The organism is Zymobacter sp. IVIA_12111.31 C1 (assembly GCF_047495495.1).
GTDB lineage: Bacteria > Pseudomonadota > Gammaproteobacteria > Pseudomonadales > Halomonadaceae > Zymobacter.
Genome location: NZ_CP179930.1, coordinates 2890866 through 2912054, shown reverse-complemented (window position 1 = coordinate 2912054; position 21189 = coordinate 2890866). Strand labels below are relative to the sequence as shown.

The window sequence follows — 21189 nt, the reverse complement described above, 5'->3', positions numbered from 1 at the left end:
ACCCATAACAACGGACGTTGAGGGATACGTCCTGCCCGATCCTTGTCAGGGCCAGCAAGTGCCGGGTAATCACAATGCCATGGCCCGAGACAGGATCAACGCATGTCTTTTCAACAATCTTTCTCCTATCGGAACGCTGACCGTCAGCGTTCCGCTTTCCACTCACGCGCACTAAAGGACTGTCTGCGGGCCTGTGGGGCTTTGGCCGCGGTGCCTTTCCTCTCGCCTTCCGCTGCTCATGCGTGTCAGACTGAATGCACGCCACGTACGGCATTGATGACGGCCTATACCACTGAGATACAGCCGCTAATCAAAGCGACGAAGGATCGTCATGAATACCGCATCCAGGGCGTCCGATTCACGATCGGGTCGCTCAATGGTGAGCCTGTCGTCGTCTTTATGAGCGGGGTGAGTACCACCAATGCTGCGATGAATGCGCAGCGGGTGCTCGATCAGTTCAACATCAAACAGATCGTGTTCAGTGGCATTGCCGGCAGCGTGGATGCCTCACGCAATATCGGTGATGTCGTCGTGCCTTCGCGCTGGGCTAACTATGGCGAGAGTCTTTACGCTCGTGAAACGGATGCGGGCTATCAGCCGTCGACTACCGTACGCAAGGCGGGGTTGGCCGCCTATGGCATGATTTACCCGCGGCTTACCGATGTGCTCAGTGCGCGGTCGCGCAACAAGGAAGAGCGGCTATGGTTCCCTGCCAGTGAGTCCCTGCTGGCGCTTGCCAATACGGTTAATGGCGTTGCCTTGGAGTCGTGTGCCTCGGCGACCCAGTGCACCCGCGATAAACCCGTTCTGAAGGTGGGGGGAAGTGGTGTTTCCGGTTCGATCTTCATGGACAATGCCGACTATCGCGATTACCTGCACGATGTATTCGATGCTCAGATCGCCGATATGGAAAGCGGTGCCGTGGCCCAAGTGGCCTATGCCAATCAGGTCCCCTTTATCGCGTTCCGTAGCGTGTCTGACCTGGCTGGAGGCGAGGACGACCAAAACGGCAAGCACATCTATTCGAGCATGGCGGCTAACAATGTCGCGGCGGTCGTGTGTGCCTTCTTCAAGCAGCTTTCAGCGTCGCCTTTTTCTGCCAGCAAGGTGTAAAGAATAGGCGCATGACGTAGTGTCATGATGTGAGGGCGTTTAGCACGTCCTCACCTATGTTTCTGTGCCGCCCTCGTACTGAAATTTCCTTCCTCTCTCCCTTACCTTTTGCATGGCTTTCCCGATTGAGTTGCTAGGCTCATATGCATGGGGCCAGCAGCTATTCACAGAATAAAATTTTTATCGCGAAAGGCTGTGGAAAACTGTGTGTGTATCCTGTTGTACACCTGTTTCTTGCTTGTGAAATACCTGCGTCAATAGTGCACAGTAGAGGGCTTTCCCCCTTGTTGCATGGAGGCTTTTAGGGCGCGCAAGGCTGTGCATATCTCGGGGGATAGTTGTAAATTGAGAAAGTGGCCAAAGGCACTATATATAGTGTAGTAATGGGTTCTCTTGGCCTATATGTGGTGGTATGTCAAGAGTGGAGAGATGGCCATTTTGAGTGTAGAATCGCGCACCACAACGTGGGTCAAAGTTGCACATTGACAAACAGCCGTGACAGGTAGGTTTGTGGCTGTTTTTTTACCGTCTTTGTGGTTCTGCACCTTGCCACTTATTGATCATGCCTATCCTTTTTCAACTGCCGGAAAAGGACGCGTGCATACCGGATAGCTAGCGAGATTTTATGACTTTCATTGTTAAGGATAACGGCAAGCGCCAGATGGCTTTCGAGCGCGCACGTCTCGAGCGCTATCTGGACAATATCCACGCTGAATTTCCGCAGCTGGATATCGAAAGCTACAAGCGCAAAGTGTTTTCCTACATCGAACGCCGAGAATCCATCGCGGCTGACGATATGGTCGACTACCTGATTCGCGAAGCGGAATCGCTGACCGATATCACGACGCCCGAATGGGAAATGTTTGCTGCACGCCTGTACCTTAACAAGCTGTACAAGAAAGCCAGCAAGAATCGCTTCTACAACGACGACGACAAGTACGGTTCCTACGTTGGTCTTCAGGAAAGCCTGGGTGAGCGTGGTATCTACTCTGGCGATATCCTGCGCAACTATTCCAAGGATGAGCTGCTGGAAGCCAGCGCGGTCATCGAGCCGGAACGTGACAAGCTGTTCACGTACAACGGTTTGTACCTGCTGGCAACGCGCTATCTGGCATCTGATCACACTAAGAGCGTTTACGAGCTGCCCCAGGAGCGCTGGCTGACCATCGCCCTGTACCTGATGCAGGACGAGAAGCCGCGTGAGCGTCGTATGACGCTGGTCAAGGAAGCGTATTGGGCACTGTCCAACCTCTACATGACCGTGGCAACGCCAACGTTGGCCAATGCCGGCAAGATTGGCGGTCAGCTGTCCAGCTGCTTCATTGACACCGTTGATGACAGCCTGCAGGGCATCTACGACAGCAATACCGATATCGCACGCGTGTCCAAGCACGGCGGCGGCGTCGGTGCCTATCTCGGCTACGTACGCTCTACCGGTTCCGAGATCCGCGGTGTCAAAGGCTCCAGTGGCGGTGTCGTGCCGTGGATCAAGCAGCTCAACAACACGGCGGTCAGCGTCGATCAGCTCGGTCAGCGTAAAGGGGCCGTGGCGGTCTATCTTGATATCTTCCATAAAGACATCGAGATGTTCCTCGACCTGCGTCTGAACAACGGTGATCAGCGTCTGCGTGCGCACGACGTGTTCACGGCCGTCTGCGTTCCCGACCTCTTCATGGAAGTGGTTGAGCGTCGCGGCGACTGGTATCTGTTTGACCCGCATGAAGTGAAACAGAAGAAAGGCTGGTACCTGCAGGACTTCTTCGACGAGCGTCGTGGTGAAGGTTCCTTCCGTCGCAAGTATGAAGAGCTGGTGGCCGACGAGAACATCAGCCGTCGCGTCGTGAAGGCGATCGATATCTTCAAGCGCATCATGATCAGCCAGCTGGAAACCGGTAACCCGTTCATGTTCTACCGTGACGAAGTCAACCGGATGAACCCGAACAAGCACAAGGGCATGGTCTACTCCAGCAACCTGTGCACCGAAATTCTGCAGAACATGAGCCCGACCCGTCTGATCCAGGAAGTGATCAGCGGCGATCAGATCGTGATCACCAAGCAGTCTGGCGATTTCGTTGTTTGTAACCTGTCTTCTATCAACCTAGGGCGCGCGGTCACGGCCGAGTCCGATCTGGTGGAAGAAGACATTCTCGAGCGTCTGATTGCTATCGAAGTGCGCATGCTCGACAACGTTATCGACCTCAACAAGCTGCCCGTGCCGCAGGCGACCATCACCAACCGTCGCTATCGCTCGATCGGTCTGGGAACGTTTGGCTGGCATCACCTGCTGGCACAGAAAGGCATCGACTGGAATTCGCCCGAAGCCGAGCAGTACGCGGATGAGCTGTACGAGCGCATCAACTACCTCGCCATCAAGGCAAGTAACGCGCTGGCCAAGGAAAAGGGCACTTACGAGCATTTCGCAGGCAGTGACTGGCAGACTGGCGAGTACTTCGAGCGTCGTGACTACACTTCCGCAGCGTGGAGCGCTCTGGCCGCCGACGTTGCTGAAAATGGTGTGCGCAACGCCTATCTGATCGCCGTCGCACCGAACATGAGTACCGCCCAGATTGCGGGCTCTACCGCGTCGATCGACCCGGTCTTCAGCGCCTTCTACTATGAAGAGAAGAAAGACTATCGCCGCCCGGTCATCGCGCCTGATCTGTCGCTCGATACCTACCCCTTCTACGAGAAGGGTGCTTACAAGGTCGACCAGTTCGCCAGCATCCGTCAGAACGCACGTCGTCAGCGCCATGTCGATCAGGCGATCAGCTTCAACTTCTACGTGCCGAGCACGATTCGTGCAGCAACGCTGCTGAATCTGCACATGACGGCATGGAAGGAAGGCATGAAGACGTCGTACTACGTGCGCTCCAACGATATCGATATCGAAGAATGCGAGTGGTGCGCTAGCTGAGGACACCTCCTCCTCGCCGCATCTCATCAGAAGAAGCACAGGAGCCTGTTCTCCTGTGCTTTCGCCATTCTTTAAACCCAGTTTTCAGTAGGTAAGTGTCATGTCCAACGCCAACGGCCACCTCAAGCGTATCAAGATCCTCGAACCGACTTTCCCGAACCGCTCCACCGGCATCATCAACGGTGAAACCAGCGGCATCCTGAACTGGAACGACATTCCGTACCCGTCCTTCTATCGTGCGTACAAAGAACTGTCGACCAACTACTGGATTCCCGATGAAGTTGACATGAAAGGGGACGCGCGTCAGTACGAGGAGCTGGATCGTCACGAGAAGTACGCCTTCGATGCGATCATCGGCCTGCTGGCGACGCTGGATTCTCCGCAGACACGCTTCATCTACAACATCGCGGAATACATCACCGACCCGGCAGCTCACGCCAACGCGGCGATCATCGGTCAGCAGGAAGTGATCCACAACGAGAGCTATTCTTACGTGCTCGCGTCGATCACCGGTCTGCAGGATCAGAAACGCGTGTTTGAACTGGCGCGTACCCATCCGACGATCATCAAGCGCAACCAGCCGATCATGGATGCCTACAACGAGTTCATGACAGAGAAATCGCCGGAAACCATGCTGAAGGCGCTGGTTCAGTCGTCGATCCTGGAAGGCATTAACTTCTATTCCGGCTTCGCATACTTCTACAATCTGGTGCGCCAGAACCGCATGACGGGTACCGGTAAGATTATCAGCTTCATCAACCGCGACGAGCTGGCCCACTCTAAATTCATTTCTGAGTTGATTCGCGCCATTCTGGCTGAGAACAACCAGCTCAATACCGATAACCTGACGGAATACGTCCACGAAGCGTTCCGCCACGCGGTCGATCTGGAAACCATCTGGTCCGGTGAAGTGCTCGATAAGGTGGATGGTATCGACGTCGATGAAATGATCGGTTACGTGAAGTACCGCGCCAACAAGATGGCGGGCATGCTAGGCATCGAAAGCATGTACAGTGAAAGCAGCAGCAACATCATGCCGTGGATCAAGGCCTACGCAGACAACTTCACGCATACCAAGACGGACTTCTTCGAAATGCGTAACGCCAGCTATAAGAAAACTAACCTTGATAACGGCTTCGACGATCTCTGATCGACGCCGCAGGGCATGTCGGCGGTTCTTGCCGTACGCTGCCTTCTGGTAGAACGGTCGCTTCTTGGAGTGGCCGTCTGCCGTGCCATATTCCGATATGAATTCGGGCAGGAACGGGCCTGCCCATGAAAGGTCTTCATCTGGGGGAGCTCGACAATGCGTGTGCTGATGGCCTATGACTCATTAAGCGGCAACACGAAGGAAGTGGCCGATATCGCGGCTGCCGAAGTGCGACGCCTGGGCCATGCGCTGGACGTGACGTATGCCACCATCGAGCACTATCAGGAACGAGGCGACTACGACCTCTACCTGCTAGGTAGCTGGACCAGCGACTATGGCCGCACGCCCCCTGAAATGAAGGAATTCATCGCCGAACTGGTCGATGCCAAGGACAAGCCCGAGCACGTGGCCGTGTTCGGCACGGGTGAAACCCAATGGGGCATGGAAGTGTACTGCGGTGCCGTTAACCGTATGGCCGCGTTCTTCGGCTCGCACTACCCTACGCTCAAGATCGAACAGATGCCTCATTCGGCAAAGGATACTGCTGCCATCCACGATTGGGTGCAGCGCGTCATCGCACAACGAGAAGAGTCCCCGCTCGCATGAACAAGATCGAAATTACGACCGTTGAAGCGTTTCACGAAGCGCTGGCCGCACACGACTACGTACTGGCGGATTTCTACAAGGACAACTGCCCGGGCTGTAAGATGCTCGATATGTCCCTGAACCGCTTTGCTACGACGCCTGCTGCAGAAGGTGTCACGCTGCTGAAAGTGAAGCTGGAAAACGTGGGTGAGGCGTTCTTCCATGAGTTGAAGCTGCGCCAGACACCGACGCTGATCATGTATCGCGGCAGCGAAGAGCTTGGCCGCCAGCCGGGATTCGCCCAGCCCGCGCAGATCGAAGCGCTGGTGGCACAGCCTGCATAAATTGACGTTGCCTCGTTAGTGTCTGCTATCGCGCCATTCCCAATAGTACAGGTATATTGGCCGGGCAGAATATAAAGGGTGGTCTATAGTGAGTAGTGTGTTGTCACCCTTGATGATTGGGCAGCGTTGATTGGTCGTACAGGTACCCTCCTGTGCGGCCTTTTGTTTATAGGGGGCGAGTGCTCATGACGAGCGGTATGTCTCCACGGGTATTGGAACAAGGCATATGACACGCATATGACACGCAATGGATTTTGCAGGACGCTATCGGCGTTGGCGACAGGAGTGGTGGCGCTGATCGGTACGTTTATGATGGTGGCTTCATGCCGTGCGCATGCCACTTCCCAGCCCGCTTTTCAGTTTCCGACCTCGGTGCAGCAGGGCAGCCTGATCATTGGGCGTGTGGCCGCGGGTATCAAAGAAGTGCGCTATGACGGGCATGTGCTGCGTATCTCACCAGAAGGCTGGGTTGTGTTGGGGGTAGGGCGCAATGCTGAGCAGCCTGCCGTTGTCGATGTCGTGACCAGTAGCGGTCAGCGCAGTCAGGCGCATATTGACGTCACTCCGCGCGACTGGCCAATAGAACACGTCAACGGTGTCCCACCCAAAACGGTGGCACCGCCGCCTGCTATTGCCGAGCGTATCAAGCGTGAGCAGGCCGAAGTCACGTCGGCACGCCTGCGTGATGATGCACGCACTGACTTCGCTACACGGTTCATATGGCCTGTGGAAGGGCGCATCAGTGGCCGATTCGGCAACCAGCGCGTCTATAACGGTACGCCAGGTACTCCTCATTCGGGAATGGACATTGCTGCCGCACAGGGGACGCCTGTTAAGGCGCCAGCAGCGGGTTTGGTCACCTTCGCCAATGCGAACCTCTACCTAACTGGAGGCACCATACTGATTGATCACGGGCAAGGGGTCAGTTCGAACTTTCTGCACCTGTCACGTATTGATGTGAAGCCGGGCCAGTACGTACAGCAAGGCCAGGTCATCGGTGCCGTCGGTGCAACAGGGCGCGCGACAGGGCCTCATCTGCACTGGGGAATGAACTGGTTCGACGTACGCGTCGATCCTCTGCTAGTGCTGGAAGCCACAAAGGCCATGCCTCGCTAGAGGCACAGCCTTTGCCGTGAATGTTGCTGTGTAAAGATTAGAGCGTTAGTTGACGACCACCTCCGTATTAACCTCGCTGGCCGTAAAGTTGGTCAGCGTGCTCAGCATGCCGCGCCCTGTCATGTAGACCTTGTTGCCACCGTTGCCTGAACCGGTCAGCGAATCTGCGGCATACATCGAATTGCCGCGGATATGCCAGCCGTCGGTGGCGTTGTTGGTCGACGTGCTGGGGTGGAACATGACCGCATGGTTGGCCACGATGAAGCCGTGAATGCGGTTGTTGTTCGCCGTCGCACCATTGATGTCCATTGCGGAGGCGTGCCATGCGCCGAAGCCGTAGTTGTTGCGCTCGGCCTTGGAGTCAAAGGCCAGCAGATAGCTCCCATCGGTCGCGACGAATCCGCAGTCGGGGTTGTCGTAAGCCTCACTGTTATTGGCTTCCATCATCCCTCCATTGAGGGCATAGAACCCGTGGGTGATGTTGTTGTGGGACTTGCACCTCGAGGCCCACATATGGCCGCCATTGCTGTAGAAGCCTGCCTTGTAGTTCCCTGTCGCTTCACTGTTCGTTGCGTCAACGAATCCGCCTGCTTCGGCTGTTACCCCGAACCCTAGCGACGTGCCATCACGACAGTCGGTGACCTTGATACCGTTGCACTTGATGCTAGCAGCATACGCATGCACGCCGCAGTCTCCGGCGCGGTTGATGATGATGCCCTCATCGCAGTTGACGGATGCCCCGAACTTGGCCTGGATGCCGTAATACATGTCGTTGATGATCATGGCACCGCCAATGTTGACGGAGCTGCCATCGGTGACGTGAATACCACAGCCATAGCACTCCGAGTTCCAAGTGCCATTGTCCGCATGGCCGTTATAGCCTTGGATGGTGAATCCATTGATCTTGCCCAGAGAGTGGCCTTTCTCGAGGTTAAAGCAGCTCTGGTTGCTGGTGCAGGCGATCTTCAGCACGCAGTTGCTTGGCGTGCTCGTGTTGCCCAGAATCGCGACGCGCGGGCCGATGTTGATCTGCGGCGACATCTGCGCCACTTCATAAGTGCCATCGGCGACCTGAATGTTGCAGAATCCGTCGTGGATCTCGAACAGCTCGACGCAGGCAATGGCCTCGGCCAGTGTCGCGAAGGTGTTGGGTACATGGATAGTGATTGTCGAATGGATGGGTCCCACCAAGAACGACTGTCCGTTGTAGACCAGAGCGCCAGCGCCTCTAAATGAGCATAAATGTTTCAGTAAGGTGTTATCTGTGATCAGATAGTTACCTTCTGGAACCATAAGAACGCCTTGCTCAAGAGCTCGGCGGATGGCATCGGTATCATCATGCTGGTTATCGCCCAGAGCGCCGAACTGACGGACGGATTGTGCAGATCCTTCCGCCAAGCGCCAGTGGCGTACCTTGTTGGTGCTGATGATGACGTTGCCGCCACTGTCTTCGGTCCAGTTGTCGCCATCCTGATAGGAATAGATGCCGCCGCCGCCGTCTCCGGGGAAGTAGTAGCCTAGGGTCATGACAGCCTTAATGCTGGCATCTTCGATCGTACGCAGTACGCTAACGTTATCAACGACCTGGATATTGGAAATATCGGTCATAGGGACTTTCCTTTAAGAATATAAGTTGGGCGCTGCAGCAGTGCGCGCTCAGTGATTCGGGTATTAATTCAGGAAGGGAAGGCGCTATGGCAGAAGTGAAGCGCAGTGAGGTCGTGACGTAAAATCACGATGAATTCACATCGTCTGCATGCTTGCTCTGGTCGATAACATATCCTCGGCTTTATGATTCAATGCAATGACAGCAAATGGCCTAAGCAAGGAGATGCCATCATGAAGCGGCTAGGTACGATGCTGCTATTCCTGTTCACACTGACGGGCTGTAGCCTGAATCCGTGGCAGGAATCCCAGCCAAAGCGTCAACCTTTTCCTGAAGACGTGTATAAGACTTTGCCGAAGACCGGTGATTCCTCTTTATCCGGTGTAGTCATGGTGTCTACACAACAGGGCGAGGTACATTATGGTAACCGTGTCGAAGTGGTTGCTGCTCCGGCAACGTCTTATTCACAAGAGGCGTATGATGCACTGAGTAAAGGGCAACCTGTACCTTCGGCAGACCCTCGGGCACAGGCTTACACCCGCCATGCTCAAACCGACAAACAGGGCTTCTTCCGCATGATGTACATGCCGGCGGGACGCTATTTCGTCATCAGTCAGGTGCGCTGGAAAGACGAGCAGGGTGAACAGCATCAAATCGTGCGCGACGATGTCACGTTGAAACCGCACGAAACGACCTACGTCAACCTGATGAATCCATAATGGTCTATATATGAGCGATTTCGATATTTAACATCGAAATTAATCGGTGTTTTCCTGCCTCTAGAACATACAGAATCGAAGTTATTCATCTTCAATGTATCTATAGCAGGAAGCCCCGATGTCCAATGCTCTGGAAACCAGCTTTGAATTCTTTCCGCCCAGGACACCCGTCGGGCAGGAAAAACTGGCCTCATTGTGCGACCGTCTGGTGGCCTATGATCCTACTTTCTTTTCGGTAACTTATGGGGCGGGTGCCTCCGTGCGTGAGCGCACGCTGGATGCCGTCATTCGTGCGCGCCGTGGCAATGTCGATGCGGCCCCGCACCTGTCCTGTATTGGCAGTGACCGCGAGAACCTCGCTGAACTGCTGGCTACTTATCAGCGCGAAGGCGTGCGCCGCATCGTAGCGCTGCGCGGTGATGTCCCGTCCGGCGAGATTTCGGTTGGCGAATTCCGCTATGCCAATGAACTGATCGAATTCATTCGTGAGGAAACGGGCGATGCGTTCGAGCTGATCGCAGCGGCCTACCCTGAAATGCATCCGCAGGCGCCGAACTACGAAACTGACCTGCGTTATTTCGTCAACAAGATGCAGGCGGGTGCGGACAAGGCGATCACGCAGTATTTCTACGATGCAGAAGCCTATTTCCACTTTGTTGAAAAAGCGCAGGCACAGGGCATCGACAAGCCGATCATCCCCGGCATTATGCCGATCGTCGATGCCGATAAGCTGCGTCGCTTCTCGGCAACGTGTGGTGCCAGCATTCCCCGCTGGATCGACAAGCAGTTGGATGCCTACGCTATGGACCCGCAAAGCCTGCAGGCATTCGGTCAGGAAGTTGTCACGCGCCTGTGCGAACGTCTTATTGATGGTGGCGCGCCGGGGCTGCACTTCTACACCCTGAACCAAGCAGAACCGACTCTGGCCGTGCTTGATAACCTGAACGTCAATCGCGCCTAGGTGGCATGAGTTAGCGCAGCTCTGTGCCGCGAGCATGAAAGAACGTAAGCTGTGTGAGGAATACGAAAAAGGGACGCTATCAAAGCGTCCCTTTTTTTGTGTCAGAAGGCGACGAAGCCGTCGCCTGCCGATGATCTATTACACAGAAGCAGTAATGCCGGAGTGGCGCAGCAGTGCATCAATGCGCGGTTCGCGTCCGCGGAAGTTTTGGAACAGCACGGCGGCATCTTCCGAACCCCCTTTCTCCAGAATCTCCTGACGGAAGCGCTGGCCTGTGGCGCGATCGAAAACGCCAGCTTCTTCGAAGGCGGAATATGCATCAGATGACAGCACTTCTGCCCACTTGTAGCTGTAGTAGCCTGCCGCATAGCCACCGGCAAAGATATGGCTGAAGCCGTGCTGGAAGCGGTTGAAGCGTGTCTGCGGCACAACGGCCACCTTCAGGCGGACATCGTTCAGCAGCGACTGGATGTCGTCGGCGCTCGGTGCTTTCAGCTCATTGTGAAGACGGAAGTCGAACAGCGAGAATTCCAGCTGACGCATCATCATCATGGCCGACTGGAAGTTGCGTGCGGCCACCAGCTTGTCGAACAGCGCCTGCGGCAGCGTTTCGCCGGTATCTACATGAGAGGCAATCAGATCAAGCCCTTCGCGCTCCCAGCAGAAGTTTTCCATGAACTGGCTGGGCAGCTCGACCGCATCCCACGCCACGCCACTAATGCCGGACACATCGGAGACTTCCTGCTGGGTCAGCATGTGGTGCAGACCATGACCGAACTCATGGAACAGGGTGGTCACTTCATCGTGCGTCAGCAGTGCTGGGCGATCACCCACTGGGCGTGTGAAGTTGCACACCAGATAGGCCACTGGCAGCTGGAGTGAGCCATCTTCGCGACGACGACGTGTCCGGCACGCATCCATCCATGCGCCGCCACGTTTGCCTTCGCGGGCATACAGGTCGAGGTAGAAGCCGGCGATGGGCTGGTCATCTTCAAGCACTTCGAAATAGCGAACGTCAGGGTGCCATACCTCCACATCCTTGTTTTCGCGGAAGGTCAGGCCATACAAGCGGTTGACTACGCCGAACAGCCCTTCGATCACCTTGGGAGCGGGGAAATAGGGACGCAGTGCTTCCTGAGAAATGGCATAGCGTTGCTCACGCAGCTTTTCGCTGGCATAGGTGATGTCCCACGGCGCCAGCGTATCAAGCCCCAACTGCTCCTGTGCGAACTGCTGCAGCTCGCCAAATTCGGCTTCTGCCTGCGGGCGAGCGCGGTCCGCCAGATCGTTAAGGAAATCCAGCACCTGTGCAGGCGATGCAGCCATCTTGGTCGCCAGTGACAGATCCGCATAGGTGGCAAAGCCCAGCAGTGCGGCCAGTTCCTGACGCAGCGTCACCATCTCGCTCATGATGACCGAGTTGTCGTACTGGCCCGCGTTCGGCCCTTGGTCGGATGCGCGGGTAACGAAAGCGGTATAAACCTCTTCACGCAGCGCGCGATCATCGGCATAACTCATGACCGGGAAATAGCTCGGGAAGTCGAGCGTGATGCGGTAGCCTTCAACACCTTTGGCTTCGGCATTGGCTTTCAGCATGTCGAGCGCGCTTTCCGGCAAGCCCGACAGGCGATCGCGTTCGACATCAAGGTGCCATGCCTGCGTCGCATCTAACACATTGTTGGAGAACTGGTTCGACAGCTCGGACAGACGCGCGCGAATTTCACCGAAGCGTTTCTTTTTGTCTTCGGGAAGATCGACACCGGCCAAGCGGAAGTCGCGCAGCGTATTGTCGATGGCACGCTTCTGAGCGATGGAGAGCTGAGCGTATTCCTGCCCGTCACGCAGTGCCTGATAGGCCTTGAACAGCCCTTGGTGCTGCCCGAACCATGTGCTGTAGGCGGACAGTTCGCCTAGACAGGACTGATAGGCAGCGCGCAGTTCCGTAGAGTTCATAACGGAATTCAGATGCGATACCGGCGACCATGCCTGTCCCGTGGCTTCACCGTAGGTGTCCAGCGGTTGAACCAGTCCCTTCCAGCTGTAATCGCCTTTGGCTACGACTTCTTCCACGATATGGCGGTCATCGGCCAGCAGCTTTTCGATAGCAGGCACGACGTGCTCAGGACGAATGTCATTGAACGGCGGCAGGGTGTGCGGCGTCAGCAGAGGGTTCTGATCGACAGCGTGTGACATGGCGGATACTCGCTTGTGCGTAAGTGATACATAGTAGAGTGAGGGTGATAGGCAATAGTTTCAATGCGTATGAGAAGCACTCTCTTCATAATGGGTATCGGCTGCGCAGGTGTCATCCCGTGGCACACATCGCGCCGAGGTTGGCTGCATCTGGTGTGTGGCGGTTGGCCCTGCTAGATTGCTGCGCTTTGGCTCGTGCTATGATGAGCCCCTCCATTTTTTAGAACAGTCCCATTAGCCCTGATCGTGGGTGCGTCACCAGCAGGAAGTGAACATGAGCGAAGTTGTTGAGCGCTGGAGCTCCAAGCGTGCATTTATATTAGCCGTTGCCGGCGCTGCCATTGGTCTGGGGAATATCTGGCGCTTCCCTTATATCGCAGGTGAGAACGGCGGAGCCGTGTTCTTTCTGCTCTATGTCTTCTTCGTACTGGCGATGGGACTGCCGATCATGGCTGCTGAAATCATGATCGGACGCGCAGGGCGCCGTCCTCCCATTCAGGCTTTGGGCAGCCTAGCTGCCAGCGTTGGCCGCTCGCAGGGCTGGAAATGCATCGGTGTGCTAGGGCTGGTGACGGTTTTTCTGGTGCTGTCGTTCTATTCGGTCGTGTCCGGCTGGGTGCTCGAGTATCTGCGAGAGGTCGTAACCGGTACCGTGGTTACTGGTCCCGCCGAGCAGGTCAATGCCTCGTTTGGCAATTTCCTTGAAGATCCTGTTCGCGTTGTCGGCAACCATACCGTCTTCATGATCATTACGATGGCTGTTGTAGCTGCGGGCATCGCTAAAGGGCTCGAAAAGCTGAACAACTGGCTGATGCCGCTGCTCTATCTGCTGATGATTGCACTGGTTATCTATGCCGCGACCACGCCGGGCTTCGGCGCGGCCGTGCATTGGCTGTTCACGCCGGATATTTCCAAGCTGTCGATGAAGGTTGTGCTTAATGCGATGGGGCATGCCTTCTTTACGCTGGCCGTAGGGGCCTGCGCACTGATGGCCTACGGTGCTTACATGCCGGAACATCAGAGCCTGCCCAAAGCGATCACTATCGTTGCGCTGCTGGATATTCTGGTGGCCATTCTCTCGGGTATCGCCATCTTCTCGGTTGTCTTTACCGAAGGGTTCGATCCCGCAGGCGGTCCTCAGCTGGTGTTCGTGACATTGCCGCTGGCGCTGGGGGCGCTGCCTTTTGGTCACGTACTGCTGGGCATGTTCTTCGCGCTACTGCTGTTCGCTACGTGGACATCGTCGATCAACATGGCCGAACCCATGGTGTCCACCCTGCAGGACAAAGGGATGCGCCGACCGATGGCTGCCCTGTGGGTCGGCATCTGCGTGTGGGCTTTTGGCCTGCTGCCAGCGTTGTCCTTCTCCAGTCTAAAGGATGTGCACCTGTGGGCAGGACAGTCGATCTTTGATGTAATCACCAACATCCCTTCCGACCTGTTTCTGCCGTTAGGCGGCCTGCTGATCGCCATCTTCGCTATCTACGTGCTGGATCCGTCCAAGGCAGAAGAGGCTTACGGGGCGCATCATGCAGGCTTTGTGCTGTGGCGGGCGGTGACCCGCTATGCAGCGATACCGCTCGTTGCCATCGTGCTGCTGGCGGCCGCACTGGTCATGCTCAAACCATTCCTGAGTGACAATGAGGTGACACGATGGGTATTCGCACATATCGGGGCATGACGCCCACGCTAGGCGCGCGCGTCTATGTCGATCCCGACAGCGTGGTGTTAGGTGATGTTACGCTAGGAGACGATGTCTCCATCTGGCCAAAGGCCGTGTTGCGTGGTGATGTAAACGGCATTCGTATCGGGGCGCGTAGCAATGTGCAGGATGGGGTTGTCTTGCACACCACATACGATGGGCCTTTCACTCCTCAGGGGTTTCCCGTGACGATTGGTGAAGAGGTCACCATTGGTCATAGCGCTGTCATTCATGCCTGCACTATCCATGACCGCGTGCTGATCGGCATGGGCGCTATCGTATTGGATGGTTCTGTTGTCCAGACGAACGTCATTGTGGCGGCAGGCGCCGTAGTACCTCCTGGCAAAGTGCTGGAGAGTGGCTATGTCTATGCAGGTAACCCCGCACGGCCACTGCGCCCGCTGCGAGAGCAAGAGTATGAGTTTCTGCCTTACTCTGCCGACTGCTATGTGACGTTGAAAGAGACCTTTCTCGCTGATAGCGAATAAATGGCCTCGTTGGCGGCATAAGGCCTGTCTTTGTGTATTGGCATGAAGTGCAATGTTACGTCATGATACTGTCTGTTCATTCAGTACTGTATCTATAGTGAGGCGTTACTGCATCACATGGCCAATTTCAGAACACATCTTGCGGTAGCCTCCCTGGCCGGAGGGTGCTTTGCCATTGCAGGCTATCATGCCTCTGCTCTCAACCTTTCCGATGCCATCAGCGTTGCGGGCCTCATGGCGCTGGGTGGCATCATGCCGGACATAGACGCGGATCGTTCCCATACGGTGCGTCTGGTCTTCACTGTATTGGCCGTTGGCGCCGTCATTATGACGGTCATTAGTGCCTTACCTCTGGTCACGACGCCCGGCCTGATCCTACTCGCATTGCTCTCCTTCCTAGGCACACGTTATGTCGCAAGTGCCTTTTTTCGTAGATTGACCGTGCACCGTGGCATATGGCATTCGCTGCTGGCAGGCCTGACCGTGGGTGTTGTCATCACAGCTGCCAGTGTTCACCTGTTCGGAAGCTCGGCCTGGCTCGGTTGGTTGCAAGGGTGTGCAATGCTGGTGGGCTATATCATTCATCTGTTGCTGGATGAGATATGGAGCATCGACGCATCGGGACTGCGATTGAAGAAATCGTTCGGCACCGCGCTCAAACCGCTGGATATACATGCTCCCCAGACAGCGCTCCCAATGGTCGCTGCCATCGTTATTTGTCACCCGTGGTTGCCGCCGTTGGATGCGCTATGGGGGGTATGGCACACCGTGCAGGGCGTGTGGCGGCATCTTCTTTAATGAATATTTTTTATGGATGTAGAAATAAAAGCCACAAAGCCCTTGCCAAGCCCGGGTGATCTCTGTAAAGTACGCCCTCGCTGCCAGGGCAAACGCCGGGTGGCACGGAAGCTAACCTCTTGTAGGTCTTCGCTTTTTCTTGAAGATGGTTCAGTTGAGAGGGTTGTGTGATCTCCTGAAGCGATCGCCAAATCGGCGGTTGACAAAATCCTCAGAAAATGTAGAATGTGCTTCCACTTGCTGAGCAGCGAACGCCGCTCGCAAGACGCTCTTTAACAAGATGATCAGGCAATTTGTGTGGGTGCTTGAGGTTTTCGAAGTGGATCATCATTTCGAGCATCAAGTAACTCATCAATTCAATGAGTTGTTTCGATACTCGAGCCGGATTGGTCACCTAATGACCAATGAAAGATTTAAACTGAAGAGTTTGATCATGGCTCAGATTGAACGCTGGCGGCAGGCCTAACACATGCAAGTCGAGCGGCAGCACGGGAAGCTTGCTTCCTGGTGGCGAGCGGCGGACGGGTGAGTAATGCATGGGAATCTGCCCGATAGTGGGGGATAACGTGTGGAAACGCACGCTAATACCGCATACGTCCTACGGGAGAAAGGAGGGGATCTTCGGACCTTTCGCTATCGGATGAGCCCATGTTGGATTAGCTAGTTGGTGAGGTAATGGCTCACCAAGGCAACGATCCATAGCTGGTCTGAGAGGATGATCAGCCACACTGGGACTGAGACACGGCCCAGACTCCTACGGGAGGCAGCAGTGGGGAATATTGGACAATGGGCGAAAGCCTGATCCAGCCATGCCGCGTGTGTGAAGAAGGCCTTAGGGTTGTAAAGCACTTTCAGTGGGGAAGAAAGCCTGAGGCCTAATACGTTTCAGGAAGGACATCACCCACAGAAGAAGCACCGGCTAACTCCGTGCCAGCAGCCGCGGTAATACGGAGGGTGCGAGCGTTAATCGGAATTACTGGGCGTAAAGGGCGCGTAGGCGGTCTGTTAAGCCAGATGTGAAAGCCCCGGGCTTAACCTGGGAACAGCATTTGGAACTGGCAGACTTGAGTGCAGGAGAGGAAGGTAGAATTCCAGGTGTAGCGGTGAAATGCGTAGAGATCTGGAGGAATACCAGTGGCGAAGGCGGCCTTCTGGACTGACACTGACGCTGAGGCGCGAAAGCGTGGGTAGCAAACAGGATTAGATACCCTGGTAGTCCACGCCGTAAACGATGTCAACTAGCCGTTGGATCCCTTGAGGATTTAGTGGCGCAGCTAACGCACTAAGTTGACCGCCTGGGGAGTACGGTCGCAAGACTAAAACTCAAATGAATTGACGGGGGCCCGCACAAGCGGTGGAGCATGTGGTTTAATTCGATGCAACGCGAAGAACCTTACCTACTCTTGACATCCAGAGAACTTTCCAGAGATGGATTGGTGCCTTCGGGAACTCTGAGACAGGTGCTGCATGGCTGTCGTCAGCTCGTGTTGTGAAATGTTGGGTTAAGTCCCGTAACGAGCGCAACCCCTATCCTTATTTGCCAGCGATTCGGTCGGGAACTCTAAGGAGACTGCCGGTGACAAACCGGAGGAAGGTGGGGACGACGTCAAGTCATCATGGCCCTTACGAGTAGGGCTACACACGTGCTACAATGGCGAGTACAGAGGGTTGCGAAGCGGCGACGTGAAGCTAATCCCAGAAAGCTCGCCTCAGTCCGGATCGGAGTCTGCAACTCGACTCCGTGAAGTCGGAATCGCTAGTAATCGCGAATCAGAATGTCGCGGTGAATACGTTCCCGGGCCTTGTACACACCGCCCGTCACACCATGGGAGTGGATTGCACCAGAAGTGGCTAGTTTAACCTTCGGGAAAACGGTTACCACGGTGTGGTTCATGACTGGGGTGAAGTCGTAACAAGGTAGCCGTAGGGGAACCTGCGGCTGGATCACCTCCTTAAACGTAAAATGATCACCTCGTGATCTCAAGTGTCCACAACAAATTGCCTGATCGTAGTAGAGCGAAGTACTGCAGGGGATATTCCCTGGCCGTGCGCAAGCAGTTGCCGGGTCTGTAGCTCAGTTGGTTAGAGCGCACCCCTGATAAGGGTGAGGTCGGCAGTTCGAGTCTGCCCAGACCCACCATTATTATATGGGGCCATAGCTCAGCTGGGAGAGCGCCTGCCTTGCACGCAGGAGGTCAGGAGTTCGATCCTCCTTGGCTCCACCATCTGACTGTCTTGATGGCCGGTTCTTCAGTACTTAGTTTAGTGATCTAGCTTCTAGTCACGAACCAATCTTCATCACCTGATGATTGATTATTAGATGTCTTAATAGTCAACGATACAGCGTGTGATGAATGTTGTTTCCTGACTGTAAGCTTCTTGCTCGCAGTATTGCTCTTTAACAATGTAAATCATGCTGATGCCAAGTCCAATGGAACGCGATCAGATTTTACTTCTTCGGAAGTAGTATCCGATAGGCCGTGACATTGGCAAATGAGATACGTCTCAAGCGTATCCGGCGAAAATTGTTTTCGTATGATCGTGATCTATGACTCTTTCGGGTTATATGGTCAAGCGATTAAGCGCACACGGTGGATGCCTAGGCAGCCAGAGGCGATGAAAGACGTGATAGCCTGCGATAAGCATCGGGGAGGTGGCAAATGACCTTTGATCCGGTGATCTCTGAATGGGGAAACCCACCCGTCATAAGACGGGTATCCTTACCTGAATACATAGGGTATGGAGGCAAACCGGGAGAACTGAAACATCTAAGTACCCCGAGGAAAAGAAATCAACCGAGATTCCCCCAGTAGCGGCGAGCGACCGGGGACTAGCCCTTAAGTCTTAGTTGTATTAGCGGAAGTGTTTGGAAATGCACGCCATAGTGGGTGATAGCCCCGTACGCGAAAATGCAATTAAGGTGAAATCGAGTAGGTCGGAGCACGTGAAACTTTGACTGAACATGGGGGGACCATCCTCCAAGGCTAAATACTCCTGGCTGACCGATAGTGAACTAGTACCGTGAGGGAAAGGCGAAAAGAACCCCAGTGAGGGGAGTGAAATAGATCCTGAAACCGTGTGCGTACAAGCAGTGGGAGCAGACTTGTTCTGTGACTGCGTACCTTTTGTATAATGGGTCAGCGACTTATTCTCAGTAGCGAGCTTAACCGTATAGGGGAGGCGTAGGGAAACCGAGTCTTAAATGGGCGACATAGTTGCTGGGAATAGACCCGAAACCGGGCGATCTATCCATGAGCAGGTTGAAGGTTGAGTAACATCAACTGGAGGACCGAACCGGGATCTGTTGAAAAAGATTCGGATGACTTGTGGATCGGAGTGAAAGGCTAATCAAGCTCGGAGATAGCTGGTTCTCCTCGAAAGCTATTTAGGTAGCGCCTCATGTATCACCGCCGGGGGTAGAGCACTGTTTCGGCTAGGGGGTCATCCCGACTTACCAACCCGAGGCAAACTCCGAATACCGGTGAGTGCAGCATGGGAGACACACGGCGGGTGCTAACGTCCGTCGTGAAAAGGGAAACAACCCAGACCGTCAGCTAAGGTCCCAAAATCTTGGTTAAGTGGGAAACGATGTGGGAAGGCTCAGACAGCTAGGAGGTTGGCTTAGAAGCAGCCACCCTTTAAAGAAAGCGTAATAGCTCACTAGTCGAGTCGGCCTGCGCGGAAGATGTAACGGGGCTCAAACCAAGTACCGAAGCTACGGGTTCAACACTTAAGTGTTGAGCGGTAGAGGAGCGTTGTGTAAGCCTGCGAAGGTGTGCTGTAAGGCATGCTGGAGGTATCACAAGTGCGAATGCTGACATGAGTAACGATAAAGGGAGTGAAAACCTCCCTCGCCGGAAGACCAAGGTTTTCTGTTCGACGTTAATCGGAGCAGAGTGAGTCGGCCCCTAAGGCGAGGCCGAAAGGCGTAGTCGATGGGAAACAGGTTAATATTCCTGTACCAGACAGTACTGCGATGGGGTGACGGAGAAGGCTAGGTGAGCCAGGCGACGGTTGTCCTGGTGAAAGTATGTAGGCTGAGCAAGTAGGCAAATCCGCTTGCTTAAGGTCGAGATACGAGACGAACTGATTCCTCGGACTCAGGAAGTCATTGATGCCACGCTTCCAGGAAAAACCTCTAAGCTTCAGGTACTGTGTGACCGTACCCCAAACCGACACAGGTGGTCAGGTAGAGAATACCAAGGCGCTTGAGAGAACTCGGGTGAAGGAACTAGGCAAAATGGCACCGTAACTTCGGGAGAAGGTGCGCCGGCGTAAGGTGAAGAGACTCGCTCTCAGAGCCCCAACCGGTCGAAGATACCAGGTGGCTGCAACTGTTTATTAAAAACACAGCACTCTGCTAACGCGTGAGCGGACGTATAGGGTGTGACGCCTGCCCGGTGCCGGAAGGTTAATTGATGGTGTTAGGACTCGTCCGAAGCTCCTGATCGAAGCCCCGGTAAACGGCGGCCGTAACTATAACGGTCCTAAGGTAGCGAAATTCCTTGTCGGGTAAGTTCCGACCTGCACGAATGGCGTAATGATGGCCACACTGTCTCCACCCGAGACTCAGTGAAATTGAAATCGCTGTGAAGATGCAGTGTTCCCGCGGCTAGACGGAAAGACCCCGTGAACCTTTACTATAGCTTCACACTGGATGCTGATGTTGTCTGTGTAGGATAGCTGGGAGGCTTTGAAACTGTGACGCCAGTTGCAGTGGAGCCAACCTTGAAATACCAGCCTGACATCATTGGCGTTCTAACTTGCTACCGTTATCCGGTAGAAGGACAGTGTGTGGTGGGTAGTTTGACTGGGGCGGTCTCCTCCCAAAGAGTAACGGAGGAGCACGAAGGTACCCTCAGTACGGTTGGAAACCGTGCAGTGAGTGCAAGAGCATAAGGGTGCTTGACTGCGAGACAGACACGTCGAGCAGGTACGAAAGTAGGTTCTAGTGATCCGGTGGTTCTGTATGGAAGGGCCATCGCTCAACGGATAAAAGGTACTCCGGGGATAACAGGCTGATACCGCCCAAGAGTTCACATCGACGGCGGTGTTTGGCACCTCGATGTCGGCTCATCACATCCTGGGGCTGAAGTCGGTCCCAAGGGTATGGCTGTTCGCCATTTAAAGTGGTACGCGAGCTGGGTTTAGAACGTCGTGAGACAGTTCGGTCCCTATCTGCCGTGGGCGTTGGAAGTTTGAGAAGAGCTGCTCCTAGTACGAGAGGACCGGAGTGGACGAACCTCTGGTGTTCCGGTTGTCACGCCAGTGGCATTGCCGGGTAGCTATGTTCGGACGGGATAACCGCTGAAAGCATCTAAGCGGGAAGCCCCCTTCAAGATGAGACTTCCCTGGGGCCTTGAGCCCCCTAAAGGACCCTCGAAGACTACGAGGTTGATAGGCACGGTGTGGAAGCGCAGTCAATGCGTTGAGCTAACGTGTACTAATGGTCCGTGAGGCTTGACCATATAACCCCAAAGGGTTATAGACACGATCCGAA

Annotated in this window: 13 protein-coding genes, 2 tRNA genes and 2 rRNA genes; 15 read left to right on the top strand and 2 right to left on the bottom strand. The window is 54.9% G+C overall.

Going from position 1 to position 21189, the window contains the following annotated elements; genetic code table 11:
• The first annotated feature begins 102 nt into the window (after positions 1–102).
• The 6 genes from ACMHYW_RS12985 (at position 103) to ACMHYW_RS12960 (ending at position 7222) form a co-directional block, all read left to right on the top strand.
• Positions 103–1113: a 5'-methylthioadenosine/S-adenosylhomocysteine nucleosidase gene (locus ACMHYW_RS12985; RefSeq protein ID WP_414500286.1), complete on the top strand. Its 1011-nt coding sequence runs from the start codon at positions 103–105 to the stop codon at positions 1111–1113.
• Positions 1114–1738: 625 nt separating this feature from the next.
• The gene (locus tag ACMHYW_RS12980) at positions 1739–4027 is read left to right on the top strand and encodes a ribonucleoside-diphosphate reductase subunit alpha (protein WP_414500285.1); all 2289 of its coding nucleotides are present in this window, start codon (positions 1739–1741) and stop codon (positions 4025–4027) included.
• Between the two features lie 100 nt (positions 4028–4127).
• Entirely contained in the window at positions 4128–5177 is a 1050-nt protein-coding gene (locus ACMHYW_RS12975) for a ribonucleotide-diphosphate reductase subunit beta (protein WP_027704288.1), read from the top strand.
• A gap of 156 nt (positions 5178–5333) precedes the next feature.
• Positions 5334–5783, top strand: coding sequence for a flavodoxin (locus ACMHYW_RS12970; protein ID WP_414500284.1), 450 nt, complete (start codon positions 5334–5336; stop codon positions 5781–5783).
• Positions 5780–6106 carry a thioredoxin family protein gene (locus tag ACMHYW_RS12965; RefSeq protein WP_027704286.1) on the top strand — a complete coding sequence of 109 codons (327 nt, stop codon included), beginning with the start codon at positions 5780–5782 and terminating at the stop codon, positions 6104–6106. The genes ACMHYW_RS12970 and ACMHYW_RS12965 overlap by 4 nt, the downstream gene beginning before the upstream one ends.
• 237 nt (positions 6107–6343) lie before the next feature.
• Positions 6344–7222, top strand: a complete 879-nt coding sequence (locus ACMHYW_RS12960) for a M23 family metallopeptidase (protein ID WP_414500283.1) — start codon at positions 6344–6346, stop codon at positions 7220–7222.
• A 45-nt stretch (positions 7223–7267) separates the two neighbouring features.
• Here the strand turns inward: ACMHYW_RS12960 and ACMHYW_RS12955 are convergent, their stop codons facing one another.
• Entirely contained in the window at positions 7268–8830 is a 1563-nt protein-coding gene (locus ACMHYW_RS12955) for a right-handed parallel beta-helix repeat-containing protein (RefSeq protein ID WP_414500282.1), read from the bottom strand.
• 231 nt (positions 8831–9061) lie between these two features.
• Between ACMHYW_RS12955 and ACMHYW_RS12950 the strand changes: the two genes are divergently transcribed.
• Together ACMHYW_RS12950 and metF are read left to right on the top strand one after the other, a co-directional pair.
• Positions 9062–9547 (top strand): hypothetical protein, encoded by a 486-nt coding sequence (locus tag ACMHYW_RS12950; RefSeq protein ID WP_027704283.1) that lies wholly within the window; start codon positions 9062–9064, stop codon positions 9545–9547.
• 118 nt (positions 9548–9665) lie between these two features.
• Positions 9666–10508, top strand: a complete 843-nt coding sequence (gene metF / locus ACMHYW_RS12945) for a methylenetetrahydrofolate reductase [NAD(P)H] (RefSeq protein WP_414500281.1) — start codon at positions 9666–9668, stop codon at positions 10506–10508.
• Positions 10509–10646: 138 nt separating this feature from the next.
• On the opposite strand, the gene prlC is transcribed toward metF, so the two are convergent.
• On the bottom strand, positions 10647–12701 hold the full coding sequence (gene prlC / locus ACMHYW_RS12940; RefSeq protein WP_414500280.1) for an oligopeptidase A: 2055 nt from the start codon (positions 12699–12701) through the stop codon (positions 10647–10649).
• Positions 12702–12975: 274 nt separating this feature from the next.
• Here prlC and ACMHYW_RS12935 point away from each other — a divergent pair, with 274 nt between their 5' ends.
• The 7 genes from ACMHYW_RS12935 (at position 12976) to ACMHYW_RS12905 (ending at position 21157) form a co-directional block, all read left to right on the top strand.
• The gene (locus tag ACMHYW_RS12935; protein ID WP_414500279.1) at positions 12976–14382 is read left to right on the top strand and encodes a sodium-dependent transporter; all 1407 of its coding nucleotides are present in this window, start codon (positions 12976–12978) and stop codon (positions 14380–14382) included.
• Positions 14355–14891 carry a gamma carbonic anhydrase family protein gene (locus tag ACMHYW_RS12930; RefSeq protein ID WP_027704280.1) on the top strand — a complete coding sequence of 179 codons (537 nt, stop codon included), beginning with the start codon at positions 14355–14357 and terminating at the stop codon, positions 14889–14891. Before ACMHYW_RS12935 ends, ACMHYW_RS12930 begins: the two co-directional genes overlap by 28 nt.
• Before the next feature lie 117 nt (positions 14892–15008).
• Positions 15009–15689 (top strand): metal-dependent hydrolase, encoded by a 681-nt coding sequence (locus tag ACMHYW_RS12925; RefSeq protein WP_414500278.1) that lies wholly within the window; start codon positions 15009–15011, stop codon positions 15687–15689.
• 415 nt (positions 15690–16104) lie between these two features.
• Positions 16105–17644, top strand: a 16S ribosomal RNA gene (locus tag ACMHYW_RS12920).
• A 108-nt stretch (positions 17645–17752) separates the two neighbouring features.
• Positions 17753–17829: transfer RNA gene (locus tag ACMHYW_RS12915), tRNA-Ile, on the top strand.
• 9 nt (positions 17830–17838) lie between these two features.
• A tRNA-Ala gene (locus ACMHYW_RS12910) sits at positions 17839–17914 on the top strand.
• A 343-nt stretch (positions 17915–18257) separates the two neighbouring features.
• Positions 18258–21157, top strand: a 23S ribosomal RNA gene (locus ACMHYW_RS12905).
• The 16S and 23S rRNA genes sit together here with 2 tRNA genes alongside, the layout of an rRNA operon.
• The last annotated feature ends 32 nt before the right edge of the window (positions 21158–21189 follow it).